At 71.3% G+C, this 18,325-nt stretch carries 18 protein-coding genes and 1 pseudogene; 8 read left to right on the forward strand and 11 right to left on the reverse strand.

Annotation, left to right across the window (positions count from 1 at the left end; translation table 11 throughout):
• Positions 1–26: 26 nt before the first annotated feature.
• Positions 27–1,334, reverse strand: coding sequence for an alpha/beta fold hydrolase (locus JIAGA_RS33610; protein WP_084469422.1), 1,308 nt, complete (start codon positions 1,332–1,334; stop codon positions 27–29).
• On the reverse strand, positions 1,331–1,666 hold the full coding sequence (locus JIAGA_RS0102900; RefSeq protein ID WP_035812015.1) for an ArsR/SmtB family transcription factor: 336 nt from the start codon (positions 1,664–1,666) through the stop codon (positions 1,331–1,333). Before JIAGA_RS0102900 ends, JIAGA_RS33610 begins: the two co-directional genes overlap by 4 nt.
• A 121-nt stretch (positions 1,667–1,787) precedes the next feature.
• On the opposite strand from JIAGA_RS0102900, the gene JIAGA_RS0102905 reads away from it, so the two are divergent.
• The 3 genes from JIAGA_RS0102905 to JIAGA_RS0102915 are packed head-to-tail and all read left to right on the forward strand — an operon-like array spanning position 1,788 to position 3,591.
• A complete protein-coding gene (locus JIAGA_RS0102905) occupies positions 1,788–2,267 on the forward strand; it encodes a DUF2975 domain-containing protein (RefSeq protein WP_026874505.1) in 480 nt (159 codons plus the stop codon).
• On the forward strand, positions 2,267–2,473 hold the full coding sequence (locus tag JIAGA_RS0102910) for a helix-turn-helix domain-containing protein (RefSeq protein ID WP_026874506.1): 207 nt from the start codon (positions 2,267–2,269) through the stop codon (positions 2,471–2,473). The genes JIAGA_RS0102905 and JIAGA_RS0102910 overlap by 1 nt, the downstream gene beginning before the upstream one ends.
• Complete coding sequence (locus JIAGA_RS0102915; protein ID WP_035812016.1) at positions 2,458–3,591, forward strand: FAD-dependent oxidoreductase; 1,134 nt, start codon at positions 2,458–2,460, stop codon at positions 3,589–3,591. The genes JIAGA_RS0102910 and JIAGA_RS0102915 overlap by 16 nt, the downstream gene beginning before the upstream one ends.
• Positions 3,592–3,612: 21 nt before the next feature.
• Here JIAGA_RS0102915 and JIAGA_RS0102920 read toward each other — a convergent pair whose 3' ends face one another.
• Together JIAGA_RS0102920 and JIAGA_RS34240 are read right to left on the reverse strand one after the other, a co-directional pair.
• On the reverse strand, positions 3,613–4,254 hold the full coding sequence (locus JIAGA_RS0102920) for an NAD(P)-dependent oxidoreductase (RefSeq protein WP_026874508.1): 642 nt from the start codon (positions 4,252–4,254) through the stop codon (positions 3,613–3,615).
• On the reverse strand, positions 4,251–5,156 hold the full coding sequence (locus tag JIAGA_RS34240) for an EamA family transporter (RefSeq protein WP_425402774.1): 906 nt from the start codon (positions 5,154–5,156) through the stop codon (positions 4,251–4,253). The genes JIAGA_RS0102920 and JIAGA_RS34240 overlap by 4 nt, the downstream gene beginning before the upstream one ends.
• Before the next feature lie 84 nt (positions 5,157–5,240).
• Between JIAGA_RS34240 and JIAGA_RS0102930 the strand changes: the two genes are divergently transcribed.
• The 3 genes from JIAGA_RS0102930 (at position 5,241) to JIAGA_RS0102940 (ending at position 8,947) form a co-directional block, all read left to right on the forward strand.
• Positions 5,241–6,134, forward strand: coding sequence for a LysR family transcriptional regulator (locus tag JIAGA_RS0102930; RefSeq protein ID WP_026874510.1), 894 nt, complete (start codon positions 5,241–5,243; stop codon positions 6,132–6,134).
• Positions 6,135–6,283: 149 nt separating this feature from the next.
• Positions 6,284–6,886, forward strand: coding sequence for a dihydrofolate reductase family protein (locus JIAGA_RS0102935; RefSeq protein WP_026874511.1), 603 nt, complete (start codon positions 6,284–6,286; stop codon positions 6,884–6,886).
• Positions 6,887–6,952: 66 nt separating this feature from the next.
• Complete coding sequence (locus tag JIAGA_RS0102940; RefSeq protein WP_035812019.1) at positions 6,953–8,947, forward strand: DUF2264 domain-containing protein; 1,995 nt, start codon at positions 6,953–6,955, stop codon at positions 8,945–8,947.
• Positions 8,948–8,962: 15 nt separating this feature from the next.
• Here the strand turns inward: JIAGA_RS0102940 and JIAGA_RS0102945 are convergent, their stop codons facing one another.
• The 7 genes and pseudogenes from JIAGA_RS0102945 to JIAGA_RS0102980 all read right to left on the reverse strand — a co-directional run bounded on the left by JIAGA_RS0102945 (position 8,963) and on the right by JIAGA_RS0102980 (position 15,814).
• Entirely contained in the window at positions 8,963–10,201 is a 1,239-nt protein-coding gene (locus tag JIAGA_RS0102945) for a Zn-dependent hydrolase (protein WP_026874513.1), read from the reverse strand.
• A pseudogene (locus JIAGA_RS36315) lies at positions 10,198–11,603 on the reverse strand (sodium:solute symporter family protein). Before JIAGA_RS36315 ends, JIAGA_RS0102945 begins: the two are co-directional and overlap by 4 nt.
• Before the next feature lie 73 nt (positions 11,604–11,676).
• Complete coding sequence (locus JIAGA_RS34245; protein WP_157552620.1) at positions 11,677–11,835, reverse strand: hypothetical protein; 159 nt, start codon at positions 11,833–11,835, stop codon at positions 11,677–11,679.
• Positions 11,835–12,632 (reverse strand): hypothetical protein, encoded by a 798-nt coding sequence (locus tag JIAGA_RS0102965; protein ID WP_026874516.1) that lies wholly within the window; start codon positions 12,630–12,632, stop codon positions 11,835–11,837. The genes JIAGA_RS34245 and JIAGA_RS0102965 overlap by 1 nt, the downstream gene beginning before the upstream one ends.
• Positions 12,629–13,447: an aspartate/glutamate racemase family protein gene (locus JIAGA_RS27185; protein WP_051425619.1), complete on the reverse strand. Its 819-nt coding sequence runs from the start codon at positions 13,445–13,447 to the stop codon at positions 12,629–12,631. The genes JIAGA_RS0102965 and JIAGA_RS27185 overlap by 4 nt, the downstream gene beginning before the upstream one ends.
• A complete protein-coding gene (locus JIAGA_RS0102975) occupies positions 13,444–14,670 on the reverse strand; it encodes an amidohydrolase family protein (RefSeq protein WP_026874517.1) in 1,227 nt (408 codons plus the stop codon). Before JIAGA_RS0102975 ends, JIAGA_RS27185 begins: the two co-directional genes overlap by 4 nt.
• Positions 14,663–15,814: a CapA family protein gene (locus tag JIAGA_RS0102980; protein ID WP_026874518.1), complete on the reverse strand. Its 1,152-nt coding sequence runs from the start codon at positions 15,812–15,814 to the stop codon at positions 14,663–14,665. Before JIAGA_RS0102980 ends, JIAGA_RS0102975 begins: the two co-directional genes overlap by 8 nt.
• A 107-nt stretch (positions 15,815–15,921) precedes the next feature.
• Here JIAGA_RS0102980 and JIAGA_RS0102985 point away from each other — a divergent pair, with 107 nt between their 5' ends.
• Together JIAGA_RS0102985 and JIAGA_RS0102990 are read left to right on the forward strand one after the other, a co-directional pair.
• Complete coding sequence (locus tag JIAGA_RS0102985) at positions 15,922–17,058, forward strand: Lrp/AsnC family transcriptional regulator (protein ID WP_211239486.1); 1,137 nt, start codon at positions 15,922–15,924, stop codon at positions 17,056–17,058.
• A gap of 37 nt (positions 17,059–17,095) precedes the next feature.
• A complete protein-coding gene (locus JIAGA_RS0102990) occupies positions 17,096–18,325 on the forward strand; it encodes a dipeptidase (protein ID WP_026874520.1) in 1,230 nt (409 codons plus the stop codon).

Below are 18,325 nucleotides of genomic sequence, written 5' to 3' on the forward strand. Positions count from 1 at the left end.
TCAAACCCCCACGCCGCTCCGGACGCTCAGCGGGGCAGGAAGGTGCGGACGGACTGGGCGACGGTGTCGGGGGCCATCCAGAACGCGGAGTGGTCCTGGCCGGGCAGGATCTCGACGGTGACCTGCGGCAGGATCTCGGCAAGCGCGTGGGCGCCTTCGACAATGAACGGCTCGCTGTTCTCGCCGACCAGCACCATGACCGGCGCGTCGATGGACCAGCGGTCGCGGGGGAGCGGCCGGCCGTCCTGCGTGCCTTGCATGATGCGGCCGTCGTAGGCGTAGGTGTGGGCGAGTGCGGCCATCTCGTCCCACGACGGGTCCTGCTTCATGCCCGCGACCCACTCAGCCGGAACCCCGACCACCTCGGTCATGAAGTACTCGACCGCCTCGCTGCGCTTGCCTGCCGCGACGAGAGCCTCCTGGTGCTCGACGTAGCCGGCGGGCGCCGGCGGGCGCGTGTCGCTGACGATGAACGGCGGCTCGAAGAGGTGCAGCGCCGTGACCTTGGAGCCGAGCGCGCTGGCGGCGTCGAGCGCGAGCACGCAGCCGCCGGAGCCGCTGATCAGCGCGGCCCGGCCGCCGACGGCGCCGATGAGCGCCTCGATGTCCTCGATCTCGCGGGCCGGGTCGTACGGCTGCGGGTCGCCGCTGCCGCCGCGGCCGCGTCGGTCGAAGTTGACGACGGTGAAGTCCTTCGCCAACTCGGTGGCGATGCCGACGACGCCGGTGTGGTCCTCGGCGACGGTGCTGATGACCACGACGGCGGGGCCGGAGCCGGCCGTCTCGTACGCGATGGTGGTGCCGTCCTTGGAGGTCAGGGTGTTCATGGTGGTTGCCTTTCGGGTGCGGGTTTGGTCGATGTCGGTGTCGAGGCGGGCCAGCGCCTCCTGGTAGCCCTCCGCCATGCCGAGCGCGATGGCCTGCTGGAGGGCGTCACGGTCGGAGAACACGGCGGTGATGGCGACCCTGGTGCCGGTTCCGTCGGCGGTGAACGTGACGTCGGTGGGGACGCCGTCGCCCGTGACGGTCCAGTCCGCTGCGGCAAACTGGTCGAGGTAGCCGAGCCGTTCGCGCGGCACCACCTCGCGGTAGGTGGCGACGATGTGGACGGGATCGGCGGATCCGTCGTCGGGAACCATGGAGAACCGCCACTGGCCCCCGGGGCGGACGTCCATCAGGTCGACGGTGGTGGTCCAGCCGTGCGGTCCCCACCAGCGGGCGATGGCGTCGGGGTCGGTCCACGCTGTCCACACGCGCTCGGCCGCAGCGCGGTAGTGTCGGCTGATCGTCAGCATCTTGGTCTGCTCGTCGATGACGATGCCGTCGGTGGTCACGAGCTGTCTCCGTTCGGGTCGGTGTCGTCGAGGAAGTCGCCGAGGCGGTCCAGCCGCTCGGCCCACAGGAAGGCGAAGCTCTGCGACCACGCGCCGATGTCGCGCAGGGGCTCGGGTCGCAGTTGGTAGATGCGTTGCTGGGCCTGCCGGGTCGCGGTGACGACGCCGGCATCGGCCAGCAGTCGCAGGTGCCGGGACACGTGCGGCTGGGCCATCCCGAGCGCGTCGACGATGGCGCCGACGCTGTGCGGGCCGGAGCGCAGCAGTTCGACGATGCGGAACCGGTTGGGCTCCGCGATGACGCTCAGCCGATGCTGCAGCAACTCGTCCATGCACTGAACATACATCCAAACATATATACACGCAAACAGATGTTCAGGGTGCAGTGTCTGGTTTGGTGACCGTCACCACATATCTATTGACATTCGATAGGTAGTCATCGAAGGTCGATGCATGACGACGATGGGTCGGGCGGTGGGGCTGCTTCGGGTCCTGCTCGCCGTTCTGTTTGCCGGTCTGGTCGTGGCGCAGGTGGCGATCCTGCCGGGAACGCTGGCGTACCTGGCGGAGGAGGAGCCGGACCTGGCATACCTGCGCTGGCCGATGCTCGTGTTCTCGATCGTGGAACTGGTGTGCGTCCAGGTCGTGATCGTGTGCACCTGGAAGCTGCTCACCATGGTCAAGGCTGACCGGATCTTCAGCGAGGCCGCCTTCGCGTGGGTGAACACCATCGTGTGGTCCATGGGAACCGCCTGGGTGCTGCTGTTCGGGGTGTTCGTGTACGTCACGGCCGTGGTGTCGGGGCCCGGGCTGCCGGTCCTGCTGTTCGGGACGGTGCTGGCCGGCGGCGTGCTGGTCCTGCTCATGGTCGTGATGCGGGCGCTGCTCCGGCAGGCCACGACGCTGCGCAGCGACATGGACGCGGTGATCTGATGCCCATCGTGGTGCGCATCGACGTCGAGCTCGCCAAGCGCAAGATGAGCGTCGGCGAGTTCGCCGAGCGGGTCGGGCTGACGCCGGCGAACGTCGCGGTGCTGAAGAACGGCCGGGCGAAGGCCGTCCGCTTCAGCACCTTGGAGGCGATGTGCCGGGTTCTCGACTGCCAGCCCGGCGACCTCCTCGAATGGGTCGACGAGTGACGCCGTCGACGGTGGCCGACGTGCTGGTGGTCGGGGCCGGGCTGGCCGGGCTGCACACGGCCACCCGGCTCGCCGAGCACGGTCACGACGTCCTCGTGGTCGAGCGGCGGCCCCGGCTCACCGGCGCGATCCGGACCACCGGCATCTTCGTGCGGCGCACGCTGGACGACTTCGCGCTACCCGCCGACTGCCTCGGTCCGCCGATCCGGCGGGTCGTCCTCTACCCACCCAGCCGGCGCCGCCCGGTGAGCCTGGTCAGCGAGCGGGACGAATACCGCGTCGGTGACATGGCGGGGCTCTATGTCGCCGCGGCCCGGACCGCGTCCGACGCCGGAGTCCGGATCATGTTGGGCACCGCTTTCACCGGCCGGGGGGCGGGCTGCTTCGTCGCCACCGGCCCGGACGGTCCGATCAGCGTCCGTGCCCGGTTCGTCGTCGGCGCCGACGGTGCCCGCTCAAGGGTCGCCCGCGACCTCGGCCTCGACCGCAACCGGCACCTGCTGGTCGGAGCGGAGGAGGTCTTCCCGATTCGCGGCGGGGCGGATCCGCCCGCCTTCCACTGTGTCCTCGACCCGTCGCTCGCGCCCGGCTACCTGGCGTGGGTCGTCAACGACGGAGAGCATGCGCACGTCGGTGTGGCCGGCTACGCCGACCGCTTCCCGGACGGCATGCGGCGGTCACTGTCGAGGTTCCGTGCGTCCGCCCCCGGGCTGGCCGGCGCCGGGAGCCCGGACGAGGTGGAGAAGCGCGGCGGGCCGATCCCCGTCGGCGGGATGCTGCGCCGCATCAGCTGCGTCGACGGACTTCTCGTCGGGGACGCGGCGGGGGCGGTCTCTCCACTCACCGCGGGCGGGCTCGACCCGTGCCTGCGGCTGTCCGAGCTCGCCGCGGCCGCCCTCGACGAGGCGCTGCGAACCGGCCGTCCGGATGCACTGGCCCGGTACGACGGCTCCGCGCTGCGGGCCCGCTTCCGCGGGCGGTTGTTGCTGCGTCGGGGCCTGGCCCAGGTGCGCACGCCCACCATGGCGGCGACGGCGTTCACCCTGCTGCGCACCCCGTTCGGCCGGGCGGCGGCCGGCCGCATCCTGTTCGGCGACGGGTCCTTTCCGGACCCATGAGGCGCCGGAGAGGACCGGCCGTCACGCCGGCGCCTGAGCCACGGTGAAGTGCCGGTCGGTGCCGGGCCGTTCGAGTTCGTCGACGGCGGCGACCGCGAGGTCCTCGGCGCTGATGCGCGACGTGCCATCAGCGTCGGTGAGCAGGGTGGTGGTGCCGCGCCGGTACCGGCCGGTGCGCTCGCCGGGTTCCAGCAGGGCCGGTGGGCTGAGGTACGTCCAGGCCACGCCTGGGTGGTCGCGGCAGGCCCGCAGCTGGGCCAAGCTGGCGGCGGCGATGGTGCGCCACTGTGCCGGCACATACGCGGGGTCGTCGACGACGCGGAGGCCCGGCGCGTTGGGTGAGGCCAGTGGGCCGGCGCCGCCGATGACGACGACGGGTGCCCCGGCTGTCCGGGCGGCGTCGAGGACGGTCGTGGTCAGGGCCGCCAAGGTGTGCTCGCGGCCGGCGCCGGGACGGACGGCCAGGAACACGGCGTCGACGCCGTCGAAGAGAGGTGTCAGCGTCTGCGGCTCGTTCGCGTCGACGGCGACGGAGACGATCCCGGCAGCCGTGGACGGTCGCGGGGTCCTTGCCGCGGCGATCACGTGGTGGCCGCGGGTGGTGGCTTCGGTGACGAGCCGGCTGCCGACCATGCCGGTGGCGCCGATGACGGAGATCCTCATGGACGGGACGGTCCCTTCGCGCGACGCGGGGTGAGTTGGCCGGCGACGAGCGCGGCGAGGGCGAGCGCGAACCCGGCGACCTGAGCCGCGGTGAACGTCTCCGCCAGCAGCACCATGCCGAGGACGGCCGCCACCAGGGGAGAGAGCAGGCCGAGCAGGGCGGTGGCGGTGACGGGAAGCGTCCGGAGCCCGTTGAACCACAGGCTGTAGGCGAGGAGCCCGCCGACGATGCCGAGCCACGCGTAACCGGCGACGGCCGGCGGATCGATCTGAGCGGGGACGCCCTCGACAAGCGCGACCGGGACGAGGAGGGCCAGGCCGCCGGCCGTCAACAGCCAGCCCGCGAATGCCACGGCTCCGACCTCGGGTGGCCGCCCCCACCGCTTGGTGAGCGTCACGCCCAAGCCCATCGAGGCGGCACCGGCCAGGCCGGCGAACACTCCCGCGGTGTCGAGCGCGGCTTGCGAGTCGAGAACGACCAGTCCGACGCCGGCCACACCGGCGACGCCCCAGGCCAGCCGCCAGGTCGAGAGCCGTTCCGAGAGCACGCCCATGGCCAGGAACGCGACGATGATCGGCTGGGTCGCGCCGAGCGTCGCGGCGACGCCGCCGGGCAAGCGTTCGGCGGCCAGGAACAGCAGTGGGAAGAACGCCGCGATGTTGAGGACGCCGAGGACCGCGGCCTTCCACCACCAGTCGCCGCGCGGGAGGACGCGGGAGATCGCCAGCGCCAGCAGGCCGGCAGGCAGCGCCCGCATCAGCGCGGCGAACAGCGGATGCCCTGCGGGCAGGAGCTCGGTGGTGACGACATAAGTGCTGCCCCAGACCGCCGGGGCCAGTGCGGTGATCAAGGTGAGCGGCAGGCGCGCCGTATCCGGGCGAGGGGCATCGAGCAGGGTGATGGTCACCCCTCCACCCTCATCCACCACGATCGATGAGTCCAACACATGCTTTTCAATACAGCTATCGTGATTCACGATAGATGGATGGAGCTTCAACAGTTGCGCTATGTGCTGGCCGTGGCCGAGACCGGCAACTTCACCCGCGCCGCTCGGCAGTGCTTCGTGGTCCAGTCGGCGCTGAGTCACCAGGTCGCCGCGCTGGAGCGGGAGCTCGGGTTCACCCTGTTCGCCCGCACCAGCAGGCGGGTGGAGCTCACGGCTGCCGGCGAGGCGTTCCTCCCCGCGGCCCGTGCCTGTCTCGAGTCGGCCGGCCGGGCCGTCGCCGACGCCGCCGCCGCCCTCGGCCACGTGCGCGGCACGCTCACCGTCGGCGTCATCCCCACCGTCACGGCTGTGGACGTTCCGTCCGCGCTGCGCGACTTCCACTACGAGCATCCGCAGGTGCGTATCGCGATGCGGGTCGGCGGGAGCCACGACCTGTGCGCGGACGTGCGCTCCGGTCAGGTCGACGTCGCGCTGCTGGGGCTGCCGGAGGGGGATCAGCCGCGCGGAGTCCGCTCACGGGTACTGGCCCGCGACGAGCACGTGGCCGTCGTCGCCCGCGACCACCACCTGGCCGGACGGGCCGGCGTCAGCCTCGACGACGTCGCCGCGGAGACCTTCGCCGACTTCCCGGCCGGTTCACCGGGACGGGCACAGAGTGACCTGGCGTTCGCCGCGGCCGGCCTGACGCGCGACGTCGCCTTCGAGGCCATGGCGGCCGACTTCCTGCTCGGCCTGGTCCGGCAGGACCTCGCGATCGCGCTGCTGCCCTCGGCGTTCGCGCCCACAGCCCCGGACCTGGTGGCGATCCCACTCGTCGGCGGGCCCACACGAGTGGAGTACCTGGCCTGGAGCGACTTCAACCCGAGCCCGGCCGCGTCGGCGTTCCTCGACGTGCTGGACCGGCGTGCGGCTGACGAGCCCGTCGGCGACTGACCCGCGATGGACGACGCCGGGGCCGTGACGTCGGCCGGCGCCGACGGGCCAGCGATTCGCGGGGCGCGCAGGGGGTTGCCAAAACAGTGTCCATGGGACACAGTTTGCGTACACGCCATCGACCTGGCGATACGGAAAGGAAGGCAGACATGACAAAGGTCGTCTACGACATGAGCATGTCCCTCGACGGGTTCGTGACCGCAGCCGGCATCACCGCGGACGAGCCCCTCGGCGCCGGCGGTGAGCGCCTGCACAGCTGGGCCTTCCCCGGCGCCGACGAACGCAGCGCCGCCTTGGTGAAGCAAGGCCAGCAGAGCCTCGGGGCGATGATCACCGGGCGGACCACCTACGACGCATCGCTGCGCTGGTGGGGCCCGGACGGCCCGACCGGCGCGAACCGGGTGCCGTTGTACGTCGTCACGCACCGCGAGACGCCCCGCCCGGCCGACGGGAGCGTGTACACGTTCGTCACCGACGGCATCGACAGTGCGGTGAAACAGGCCAAGGCCACCGCCGGCGACAAGAACGTCGCGATCAGTGGGGTCAGCGTCGGAAGCCAGCTCATCCAGGCCGGATATGTCGACGAGTTGGTGGTCCACGTCGTGCCGCTGCTCTTCGGTGACGGCGTCCGGTTCTACGACCATGTCGGCGGCGACCACGTCGACCTGGAGCTGATCGAAGCGATCCCGACTCCGCACGCCACCCACCTGCACTACCGCGTGGTCGGCCGACGCGACCCGACGTCGGGCTGATCGCCGTCGGCGCGGCGCATACGGCAGGGTGGCCGGTGACGTTCACCGACCCGGGAGGACCGCATCGTGTCGCCTGACCTCGACGTGCCCGCCGCGCCGTACACCGGCTGGACCAGGAAGCACTGGGAGGACGTCGCCGACCGGCTGCTGGCCGCGCCGCGCCGGTACGCGACGCCGGGGCACGGCTTGATCCACCTGCCGGGGCCGGCCAGCAGGTCAGGACGGTGGAGCGACGCGTTCGAGGGGTTCGCCCGGACCTTCGTGCTGGCCGGATTCCGGTTGGCCGGTGCGGGCGGTGCGGATCCGGACGACCTGGCCGGCTGGTACGCGCGAGGCATCGCATCGGGCGTGGACCCGTCGTCGCCGGAGCGCTGGCCCACCATCGCCGAGCGGAAGCAGGCCGCCGTCGAGGCCGCGTCCGTCGCCATCGCCCTGCACGAGACCAGGCCCTGGATCTGGGACCGGCTGAGCGACCGCGCCCGCCAACAGGCGGTCGACTGGCTCGCCGGCATGGTCGGCGCCACCATGCACGACAACAACTGGGTGTGGTTCCAGAACGTCGTCGAGACGTTCCTGGCGTCGGTGGGCGGCCCCTGGGACCACGGCGACATCGAGCGCAACCTGGCCGCGCACGAGCGGTGGTACCTCGGGGACGGCTGGTACACCGACGGCGGTACCAGCAACTTCGACTACTACGCCGGGTGGGCGATGCACTTCTATCCGGCGTGGTACGTCCGGATGGGCGGGCCGGGCGCCGGCGAGCTGGCCGAGACCTACCGCGAGCGGCTGCGCCGGTTCCTCCTCGACGCGCAGCACCTGGTGGCGGCCGACGGCGCACCGGTATTCCAGGGCCGGTCGCTGACGTACCGTTTCGCGATGCTGGCGCCGTTCTGGGCCGGTGAGCTGTCCGGTGCGTCGCCGCTCGCGCCCGGCCTCACCCGCCGGCTGGCCAACGGCGTGCTCAGGCACTTCGTCGACCGGGGCGCCATCGGCGCCGATGGCCTCCTGCCGCTCGGGTGGTACGGAGCGTTCCCCCGGATCCGGCAGCTCTACAGCGGCGGCGGATCGCCGTACTGGGCCAGCAAGGGTTTCGCCGGGCTGCTCTTGCCGCCGGAGCACCCGGTGTGGACACACGAGGAACTGCCACTGCCACTGGAGCGAGACGACGTGCTGGTGAGCCTGCCGGCGCCGGGGTGGATCGTCGCCGGTACCACCTCCGACGGCATCGTGCGGGTGGTCAACCACGGCACCGATCGGGCCGTCGACGGCGCACCAGGCGCGGACCTGCCGTTCTACACCCGTCACGGCTACGCGACCCACGCGGCGCCGGAGCTGTTACAACGGGATGCCCGGCAGCCGATGGACTCCACCGTCGCCCTCCTCGACACCGACGGCGTCCCGTCACACCGCACCTCCTTCGTCCGCGTGCACGTGGGCGGCGACGCCGCGCTGGGCTCACGGGGCCGCAGCCGGTGGTGGGACCTGGCGGCGGCCGGAGGCGACTCGGCGGCGGCCACCGCCTGGCGGATCGGTCCGTGGCTGACCACGGCCTCGGTGGTCCGCGACGGCGTGGAGGTGCGGCTGGCGCGGATGGACCCCGCGGATGCCGAGTCCGGGCGGCCGGGGACCGCGGACGACGACGATCCCGACGCCCATCTGCAGACGAAGACGGGACCGTGGCGGCTGCACGTCGGCGGCTACGCCGTGGCGTCCGATCGAGTGGACACACCCCTGGACCGGCCGGTGGAGGTGGCGGCCGTGACGACGGATCGGGGCATCACGAGCGCCGTGGTCGCGCTGCGCGGCCTCGACGGCGCTGGAGTGTCGACCGCCGTGGGCACCAACCCGCTCGGCCTGCGCTCGGCGGTGCCGTGGGTGGGCACCACCGGTCCGGTGACCCCCGGCGAGATCCACGCCGCCGCGGTGGTGCTCACCGGCAGCCCCGATATCGTCGACCAGGCCGCCGCGATCCGCCTCGACGTGTCGGGCGACCAGGTGACGATCCAGTGGCCGTCCGGCGAGCGCGACACCGTCGTCGTGCCGGGGCCGCCTACGCGGTGAGGTCGTGACGCCAGGTCACCGCGTCGCCAGTGCGATCACCGTGCCGAGCAGGACGTTCGCGCCGGCCTCGACGTCGGCCCAGGAGCTGTGCTCGGCCGGGGAGTGGCTGCGCCCACCGGTGCTCGGGATGAAGATCATCCCGGTCGGCGCGAGCCGGCTCATGTTCTGCGCGTCGTGCCCGGCACCCGACGGCATGAGCCGGGTGGAGTGGCCGCGGCCGGCGGCGACGGACTCGATCAGGTCCTGCAACCCCGAGTCGAGCGGTGCCGGATCGGTGATGCTGTCGCGGGTATGGGTGACCTCCAGCCCGTGCCGGCCAGCGGCGTCACTCGCCGCGGCGACCAGGGCTGTCTCGAGGTCCTCGATGGCCTCCCGGCGCACATCGCGGAAGTCCAGCTGAAGCCGGGCAAGAGCCGGGACAACGTTCGCCCCGCCGGGTTCGACGCCGATGATCCCGCAGGTCGCCACCGCGGTCTCGCTGATCGACGCGGTGATGTCGGGCAGCTGGGCCAGGAACTCCCCGGCGCCACGCAGCGGATCGCGCCGCATCGCCATGGGCGTGGTGCCGGCGTGGTCGGCCCGCCCCGTGAACTCCAGCCGGCCACCGCCCATGCCGACGATGGACGTGACCACGCCGATGTCCGCCGAGGACGTTTCCAGCACCGCTCCCTGCTCGATGTGCAGCTCGACGAACGCGTGCACCGAACCGGCCGGCACCGCGGTCCGGCCGGCGGCCGCGACATCCCAGCCGAGTCCGCCGAGCGCGTCGACCAGCAGGTCGTCGTCGCGTCCGCGCAGGGCGGCCAGCTCGTCCGGCGGGAAGGGGCGCACCAGGGCCGTCGAGCCCAGCAGATGGTGGTAGCAGCCCTCCTCGTCCGCGAACACCACCATGGTGACCGGGCGCCGAAGCGGCACATCGGCTTCGGTCAGGCGGCGGACGACCTCCAGCGCGGCCATGCTGCCCAGGGCGCCGTCGAACCGGCCGCCGTCGGGGACGCTGTCGATGTGTGAGCCGGTCCAGACCGCTGGGGCGTCGGTGGCACCGGCCGGGGCCACCGTCACGAACAGGTTGCCGATGCCATCGGTACGCAGGGAGAGCCCGGACGCCTCCACCTCCGCCCGCAGCCATGCCCGGGCCTCGGCGTCGGCGGCGGAGAAGCTGGTTCGGCTCACGCCGCTCGCGGTGGCTCCGAACCGGGCCAGCTCCTCCAGCGTCGAGCGCAGCCGGGAGCCGTCGACGGTGACGTCCTTCATGCTGGCCTCTGGGTGTCGGCGCGCGGGCCCGCCCGGTCCAGGCCGGAGTCGGGTTCGAGGTCGGTGAAGAAGGGGTCCGTCGCTTCGGCCGGCGGGGGTGCCGTCGCCAGACTGACGACAACCATGAGGACCAGCGAGGCGGCGAAGCCTGGGACGACGGGGTCGATCGTGCCGGTGTCGCCCCACAACCGCCAGCTGATCGTGCCGGCCAGACCGCCCAGCATGGCCGCGATGGCGCCCTCCCGGGTGCCGCGCTTCCACAGCACACCGGCCACGACCGGCACCAGGAAGACCGCGCCCATCAGCGCGCTGAAGAGCGCGACGATGAACTGGACCAATTCGCCCTCCCCGAATCCGGTGAGCACCATGATCATCGGCACGACGCCGACGATGACGGTGCCGACCCGGCCGATGAACACGCGCCGCTGTGGTGAGCCGCTGGGCCGGAGCACGCCGTATATGTCGTGCGAGAGCGCGGTGCCGGCAACCAACAGCACCGAGGAGATGGTCGACATCATGGCCGAGGCCACCGCGACCAGCAGCAACGTCCCCAGCAATGTCGGCAGGGCATGGACGGCGAGCACCGGCATGGCCTGGTCGCCGGTGCTGAGGGCCGGGAACAGTGCGCGGCTGCCAAGCGCCAGCACGAAAACCAGCGTGTGCGCCAACCCGACCAGGACGATCACGAAACCGATGCCCTTGCGGATCGTGGCCATGTCCTTCATCGCATAGAACGCACCAGCTGTTCGGGCCGGGCGACGGCACCGAGGAAGAATGCCAGTGACAACGTCAGCAACAGTGACGGAGCCATGCCCTCCCAGGTGAACGTGGTCGGGTTGGCACTGTCGACCAGCCCGAGCAGTGAGTTCAGCCCGCCGGTCTGGCCGAGGACCATGGGGATGGCGAGGGCGGCGCCGACGATCATGATCATCATCTGCAGGAAGTCGGTGTAGACGACGGCGAACATGCCGCCGATCGCGGTGTACGCCAGCACCACCACGGTGAAGCCGACCATGCCGGCCTTCACGGGTACGCCGAAGAGCGCGTTCGCGATCAGCCCGCCCGCGATGACCTGGGCGGAGATGTAGACGACGAAGGCGACCAGGATGATCAGCGCCGCGACCACCCGGGCGCCGCGGCTGTAGTAGCGCGCCTCGACGAAGTCGGGCAGCGAGATCCGGCGCTGCCGGGTGAACCTCGGTGCGATGACGGCCACCATGAGCCAGTACGCGATCGGGAAGACGAACACCACCCAGGCGAAGGACCATCCGACCGCGTACATGATGCCGATGGTCCCGATGAACAGACCGGAGCTCATCTGCGTGGCGGCGATGCTGGCCCCGCCGACGGCCCAGCTGAGTCCGCCGCCGGCGATGTAGAAGTCCTCGTCGTTCTTGGTCATCCGCAGGCCGAGGTAGCCCAGGGCGAGGATCAGGACGGAGTAGGCGAGGAGCACGGCCCATTCGGTCACGTCGTCACCTGCTCTCTCGGCCGGCCCGGCCGGCGTCACGCTCGGCGCCGCGCCGGGCGTCTCGACGGTTCTGCGTCGACATCCAGCCGAAGTACGCGGCCGTCAGGACGATGTAGAGGGCCAGGAAGCCCCAGAAGATGAAGCCCGCTTCGAAGATCGACATCACTGCCTCCGTTCGGGTGCCGGTACCGCATCTCCCGGCTCGGCGGCGCGGGCACGGCCACGGGTGATAGAGACGTACAGGGCGGCGCCGCCGGCCAGCAGGGTCAGGACGAGCACCAGGTTGACGCTCCGGCTCAGCGTCAGGAGCGGAGCATCGCCGGTCGTGCTGACCGAGCGCAGCAGTGCGGGCATGGCCGGGACGTCGTAGCTGACCTCGGTGCGGTTGCCGGAGACGGCCACGTCCCGCGGGTTCGCCGGGAACCCTTCGACGTAGCGGTGGTCCGGCGCGAGCCGCACCGAGGCGCTGAAGACGCCGGGCGCGGTGCTCGCCGCCGGCAGGTCGAACGTCAGCATCGGAACGTCGGTGGTCATCCGGTCACCGGTGACGTCGCCGGCCTCCGGCGCGGAGTACCGCACGGTGAGCTCGGTCTCCGTACCTGGGGTCAGGGGCTCGGCCAGCGTCGCCGTGACGGTCGTCTTGAGCTCCACCGTCTCGGTCGTGACCTCGAGCCGGGCGCCGTCGGCGGTGGTGATCTCGATGTCGTCGACCGGTGCCCGGCCGGTTCCGGAGAAGTCGAGCACGGAGAACGACAGCGTGGTGGCCGGTTCCTCGCCCGCGGCACCGCCGGCGACGACGTAGTCGAGCTGGACCTGGGCGGTGCCCTGGTCGTCCACCTCGACCGTGGCATCGACGTCGACCAGGGTCGGATCGGCAGCCGCTGCCGACGCGCCGGCGATCGGCGCCAGGACGGCCAGCACGCTCACCATGACGGCGCGACGCGCGAGGGGCGTGGTCATGGGCGGGCTCCGTCGCCACTGAGGAACAGCTCGGCGAGCTTCGCGCCGGCGGCGATCTTCGGCGGCGTCATGTAGGCGCGCCGGCTGTGCCTCAGCCCCTGCGCGACCGTCATCTCCGCCGCGTGCAGACCCGCCCGGGACGGGTTGATCACCGGCACGCCGAGCTGTTCGGTCATCTGCTCCGCCACGTCGAGGAAGCCCATGCTCATGCAGCCGAGGACCAGGACGTCGGCACCGTCCTGCTCGACGGCTAGCCGGCCCTGCTCGAGCATGCGGCCCAGCGCGGCGTCGTGGTCCTGGTTGACTCCGAGCACCGACGTCTCGATGTAGCGGACCGATGCGAGCGCGTCGGCGGCACCAGCTTCCCAGGCCAGCCGCCGCAGGGCGGGCACGATGGTGGCGGTGACCGTGACGAAGCTGAACCGGTGACCGAGTGTGGTCGCCAGTGCGATCGACGCCGAGGCGGGGCCGACGACCAGCATGTCGCTGATCTCGCGCAGCCCGTCGAGGCCGGGGTCGCCGAAGCAGCCCACGATGGCCGCGTCGAAGCCGTCGGCCTCGGTGGCGGTCAGCAACTCGGCCATGGCGGGGATGCTCAGGTACTCCTCGTACATGGACTCGATGGAGGCCGGGCCGCGGTCGACGGCGCGGACCTCGACCTCGGTGCCGGGGAGCGCCCAGCGGTGCAGCGTGGCCTGCCGGCGTTCGAGTTCGGCGGAGCCTAGTGCGGTGCGATGCATCGGGCCGGGGACGAGGTAGGCGATACGGCGGACGGCGTCGTCGTGCGCGTGCGGGTCGGTGGGGGTGGACGTCATGGGTGCTCCTCGCGATGTGTCGGTGCCGGTGGGGCTGGGCGCGTGTAGCCGTTGGCGTCGACGACCTGGTTGCCGCTCCGGAAGACGCCCGCAACCTCGCGGACGGCTCCGATGTCGGTGAGTGGGTTGCGCAGCAGGGCCACGAAGTCGGCCCGCCGGCCAGGTGCCAGGGCCCCGATGTCCTGGACGTCCATCAGGTCGGCTCCACGTACGGTGCCGGCGAGCAGCGCCTCCTCCGGTGACCAGCCGTGCTCGACGAGCCACTGCATCTCGTAGCCGAACAGGCCGTGCATCGAGTCGGTGCCAAGCGCGATCGGCACGCCGGCGGCACGGACCCGGTCGGCAGAGGCCTCCATGGCGGCGCGGGCCTGCCGGACCTTCGCCAGGATGGCCGGTTCGCTCGCGTCCCCCTGTTCGATGCCGGTGGGGTGGAACAGGATGGTGTTGGTCAGGACCAGCCACGTGCCGTGTCGGGTCATGGTGTCCAGGTTCTGCTCGGTGAGCAGTGCACCGTGTTCGATGGAACGCACACCGCCGGCGGCGGCCAGGTCGACACCAGCGCCACCGTGGGCGTGCGCGGACACCATCAGTCCGAGCTCCGCGGCCGCGAAGACGATCGCGGCGATGTCCTCGGCTGAGTAGTTCGACTCCGCCAGCGAGGTGTCGGTCGATGACACCCCGCCGGTGGTAAAGATCTTGATGTGGTCGGCGCCCTTGGCGGCGTTGGTCCGGACGGCCTCGCGTGCGGCGTCCGGGCCGTCGACGCCACCGGCGGCGCTGCCGTGCTTGCCGGTGGGGCTCAGCCCACGCCCGGCGACGCGCAGCGCGGGACCGGCCACCTCGCCGGCCCGCACTGCGGCCTTGAAATGGACGTCGATGTCGTGCTCCTCGGTCATGATGCGCGCCGTGGTGACCCCGGAGAGGAGCATCCGGCGCAGGTTGTCGACGCCGCGGACGGTCTGCCAGGCGGCCGGTTGCTGGAGCTGGCCGTGCTGGTCGCCGTCGCCGGGCCGGATGGTGACGTGGGTGTGCGCGTCGACGAACCCGGGCACCAGGTACACCTCGCCTAGGTCGACTCGCGTGGCTCCCGGCGGGCACGCCTCCTCGGGCGGGCCGACGGCGACGACCCGGCCGTCCCGGACGAGGATGCCGGCGCCGGCGCGCATCCCGGGCCGGACCGCGTCGAACACGCCGACGGCGCGGTAGAACGTGGAGTCAGTCATGGTCGAGTGACACCTCACCGATCGTCGTGCCGGGCAGGAGGTCGTCGCGGAGGGTGACACCGGCAGCGGCACCGGGCCAGCTGAGGCGCTCGACGACGGCGCGGGCGCGCTCGCCGGTGGCGAGTACCGGCTCGCCGCCGACCATGGTGGTGGGGACGAACCGCACCGTGAGCCGAGCGCCGTCCGGCGGCGCGACCACCACCACGACCGAGTCATCCGTCACGTCGGCGCCGAAGGCGCTGCGGTAGGGCGCGGCAGGGACGCGTGTCGGGAAGGCGCCGTCCCCGGCTGCGGCGGCCAGAGCGGACCAGGCATGGAAGAGGAAGTTGCCGATCGAGTACGCGACCAACCCGCCCCGATGGACGTCGACGGGGTGGATCTCATGCGGGTGGTGCCCGATGACGAGCCGGGCGCCCGCCTCGACCAGAGCATGTCCGGCCGGACGTTGGTAGTCGGCCAGGACGCCGTAGGACGCGGCCGCGAACCCGTGGGGGACGCCCCAGTGGACGGCGACGACCACAACGTCCGCCGTCTGCCGGGCCGCGGCGACCACGGAGCACGCTGCGTCGAGATCGTCGACGACGGCCGACGTGTGCACGTACGGGGCCATCCCCGGCTGCTCGGACGCCAGCGCCGGGTCGATCGCGACCTGCTGCAAGACGCGCAACGGCGCCACACCCGGCCGGTCGGCCGTTGCCGCGAAGCCCGGTGGGAGGGCGGCGCACAGGCCGATGACGGCGGCGGTACCCGATGCGGTGGTGCGGACGGCCGGGGCGCGGGCCGCAGTGTCGTCGTGACCGGCACCGACCGGGGCGATGCCCGCACCGCGCAGTGTCTCGACGGTGTCGGCCATGCCGTCGGCGCCGAAGTCGAGGACATGGTTGTTGGCCAGGGTCGCGACGTCGATGCCCAGTGCGGCGAGGTCGGCGGCACGGTCGGGGTGGGTGCGATGCACGAAGGCCTTCTCGGCCGGCACTCCGCGTTCGGTCAGCGGCGACTCGACGTTGGCCACGGTGGTCTCGGCGCCGCTGAGCAGGGCGACGAGGCGAGGGTCGACGTTCCCGGGCGGTTCGGTCACCACGACGTCGCCCACCGCGGCGATCCAGGCCGGGCCGAGGCTGTCGATGCTGGACTCGACGGTCATGTCTCACCCCTCCGCACATCGGTGGTGTGGGAGTTTCGCAAGGTTCATCCGATCTGACAACCCCTTGTGGGCGAAGGTTACTGTCCATCGCAACGTTCCGGGAGAGATTGCCGAAGATCGATGTCCTGGTTCACCGGTACGACGAAAACGAGCATGATTCCTTGCCTGAGATGAGAAGGTTTGCAAACATGGCGGGCATGCCGAGCGATTCGCCCGCGTGGAGGCCCGGAAGATTGCCCGCGATGCCGCCGGGACGCACTCCCCTTGATGATCTCGATCGGGCGATCGTCGCGTGCCTCCAGGTCAATGGGCGGGCCACCTGGCAACAGGTGGCCGCGGTCGTCGGCGCGTCCGAGTCGACGGTCTCGCGCCGGGCCAATCGGCTACTGCGCGACCAGGTCGTGTGCGTATCGGCGGTGCCCGACCCGCCCCGCTGCGGCCTGGGCACGCCGGTACTGATGCAGGTGGAATGCGCGGTCGGGGCCACCACGGCGGTCGCGGGCGTGCTGGCGATGCGCTCGGACGTGCGGTTCCTGGCCATGCTGACCGGTTCGCACGACCTCGTGCTCGAGGTGATCGTCGCCTCACGGGCCCATTTGGCTGAGGTGCTCGTCGAGCAGTTGCGGTCCATCCCGGGGATCACGCACACCAGCACCGAGACCGTGGTGCGCAACTTCAAGACCTCGTACGACTGGAGTCGCCGGATCCTCGGCGACGCGGCGAACGTCCTGGAACCGCCCCCCGTGGATGTCGCCGGCCCGGCCTCGCTGGATGGCGTCGACCTGCAGATGGCGCAGATCCTCGCCGCTGACGGCCGCACTCCCATGTCGGAGGTCGCCGCCCGCGTGGGCATCGGTGAGGCCGCGGCCCGCCGCAGGGTGGACGCGCTCACCTCCCGCGGCGCTTTCTGGTTCGCCACCTTCGTCGATCCGCAGTCGATGGGCTACGAGACCGAGATGTTCCTCTGGCTCGACGTCGACTTCGCCCACCTCGAAGAGGTCGCGTCGGCGCTCGGTCAGCACCCCGAAGTGCGCTACATGTCGGCGACCGCCGGTTACAGCGATCTGGCCTGCGAACTGGTGCTGCGCGACCTCGACGACCTTTACCGCTTCAACACCGAGGTGCTGGGCTCCCTGCCTGGCATCCGCCGGGTCGAGATGGGCCAGGAGCTGCGCATCGTCAAACGCGGCTTCCTGACCAGCTCGGCCGTGCTCCCCGACGTCGCTCCGTACCTGCCGCGTTGACCCGCGGCCGGCGGAGCACGAGAGATGAGGTGCTCACATGACCGAGACCGTCCGGCCGGCCACTCCGTACCGGTCGCGCCGCTATACCGGCTACACGTCCTATTCGTACCTGGAGGAGGGGCGCGACTACGAGTCGTTCGCGCTCGCGCCCGAGCTCGACCGGGTACCGCCGTACGACCTCGGTCTGGACGACGCGCAGGAGGAACGCACCCGGCGGCTGATGCAGGACAACATCATCATCAGCCTGCACGACCACCCGCAGGTGTTCCCGGCGGACATGAACGAGGTCCGCGCCTACATCCGCACCGGCCGCGAACGCACCGGGTACCTCGGTCTGTCCCGGTCGGGCATGACCGCGGTCTTCGACAACCTCATGGACGGCACCGCCTGCGTCACCAGCAAGTCCGGCTGGAAGTTCGACGACATCGTCTACGACATCGGCATGCGCACCTCCGACATCGCCCATCAGGACTATGTGCGCATCGCCTACGGCTTGGACGACATCCGGGCCGCGCACGACGCCGATCAGCTGGCCATCGTGCTGTGCCTCGAAGCGGCGACGCCGATCGAGAACGAGGTCGACCGCATCGACCTGTTATACGGGCTGGGCGTTCGGCAGATGGGCATCGCGTACTCCGAGTCGAACACCCTGGGCTCGGGCCTCAAGGAGGCCGGCGACGGCGGCCTGACGGCGTTCGGGCACCGGGCCGTCGAGCGGATGAACAAGCTCGGCGTCGCCATCGATGTCTCACACTCCGGCGACCGGACCTGTATGGACACGTTCGCCGCGTCCACGAAGCCGGTCCTGATCACGCACGCCGGTGCCCGGGCGCTGTGGCCGACCCCGCGCATGAAGCCCGACGAGGTGATCCGCGGGTGCGCCGAAACCGGCGGCGTCATCGGCATCGAGGCCGCTCCGCACACCACCCTGACCGAGGCGCACATCGAGCACTCCCTCGAATCGGTCATGGAGCACTTCGAGTACTGCGCCGAGCTCGTCGGCATCGAGCACGTCGCCTTCGGGCCGGACACGTTGTACGGCGACCACGTGGCGCTGCACGACGTGTTCGCGGCCAATCTCGGCGTGCATGACGCCCACCGGGGCCCCACGTACCCGAAGATGCCCTACGTGGCCGGTCTGGAGAACCCGACCGAGTGCTTCCACAACATCGTCGGCTGGCTGGTCAAGCACGGGTACAGCGACGAGGACATCGTCGCCGTCACCGGCGGCAACACCCTGCGGGCGCTCAGCGAGATCTGGGTCTGA

Origin of the sequence: Jiangella gansuensis DSM 44835, assembly GCF_000515395.1 — a bacterium.
GTDB lineage: Bacteria > Actinomycetota > Actinomycetes > Jiangellales > Jiangellaceae > Jiangella > Jiangella gansuensis.

Bases quoted from the DNA above. Each gene is read 5' to 3' on its own strand.
- JIAGA_RS0102900 (WP_035812015.1), bottom strand. From the start codon at position 1,666: ATGGACGAGTTGCTGCAGCATCGGCTGAGCGTCATCGCGGAGCCCAAC.
- JIAGA_RS0102905 (WP_026874505.1), top strand. From the start codon at position 1,788: ATGACGACGATGGGTCGGGCGGTGGGGCTGCTTCGGGTCCTGCTCGCC.
- JIAGA_RS0102910 (WP_026874506.1), top strand. From the start codon at position 2,267: ATGCCCATCGTGGTGCGCATCGACGTCGAGCTCGCCAAGCGCAAGATG.
- JIAGA_RS0102915 (WP_035812016.1), top strand. From the start codon at position 2,458: ATGGGTCGACGAGTGACGCCGTCGACGGTGGCCGACGTGCTGGTGGTC.
- JIAGA_RS0102920 (WP_026874508.1), bottom strand. From the start codon at position 4,254: ATGAGGATCTCCGTCATCGGCGCCACCGGCATGGTCGGCAGCCGGCTC.
- JIAGA_RS0102930 (WP_026874510.1), top strand. From the start codon at position 5,241: ATGGAGCTTCAACAGTTGCGCTATGTGCTGGCCGTGGCCGAGACCGGC.
- JIAGA_RS0102935 (WP_026874511.1), top strand. From the start codon at position 6,284: ATGACAAAGGTCGTCTACGACATGAGCATGTCCCTCGACGGGTTCGTG.
- JIAGA_RS0102945 (WP_026874513.1), bottom strand. From the start codon at position 10,201: ATGAAGGACGTCACCGTCGACGGCTCCCGGCTGCGCTCGACGCTGGAG.
- JIAGA_RS34245 (WP_157552620.1), bottom strand. From the start codon at position 11,835: ATGTCGATCTTCGAAGCGGGCTTCATCTTCTGGGGCTTCCTGGCCCTC.
- JIAGA_RS0102965 (WP_026874516.1), bottom strand. From the start codon at position 12,632: ATGACCACGCCCCTCGCGCGTCGCGCCGTCATGGTGAGCGTGCTGGCC.
- JIAGA_RS27185 (WP_051425619.1), bottom strand. From the start codon at position 13,447: ATGACGTCCACCCCCACCGACCCGCACGCGCACGACGACGCCGTCCGC.
- JIAGA_RS0102975 (WP_026874517.1), bottom strand. From the start codon at position 14,670: ATGACTGACTCCACGTTCTACCGCGCCGTCGGCGTGTTCGACGCGGTC.
- JIAGA_RS0102980 (WP_026874518.1), bottom strand. From the start codon at position 15,814: ATGACCGTCGAGTCCAGCATCGACAGCCTCGGCCCGGCCTGGATCGCC.
- JIAGA_RS0102990 (WP_026874520.1), top strand. From the start codon at position 17,096: ATGACCGAGACCGTCCGGCCGGCCACTCCGTACCGGTCGCGCCGCTAT.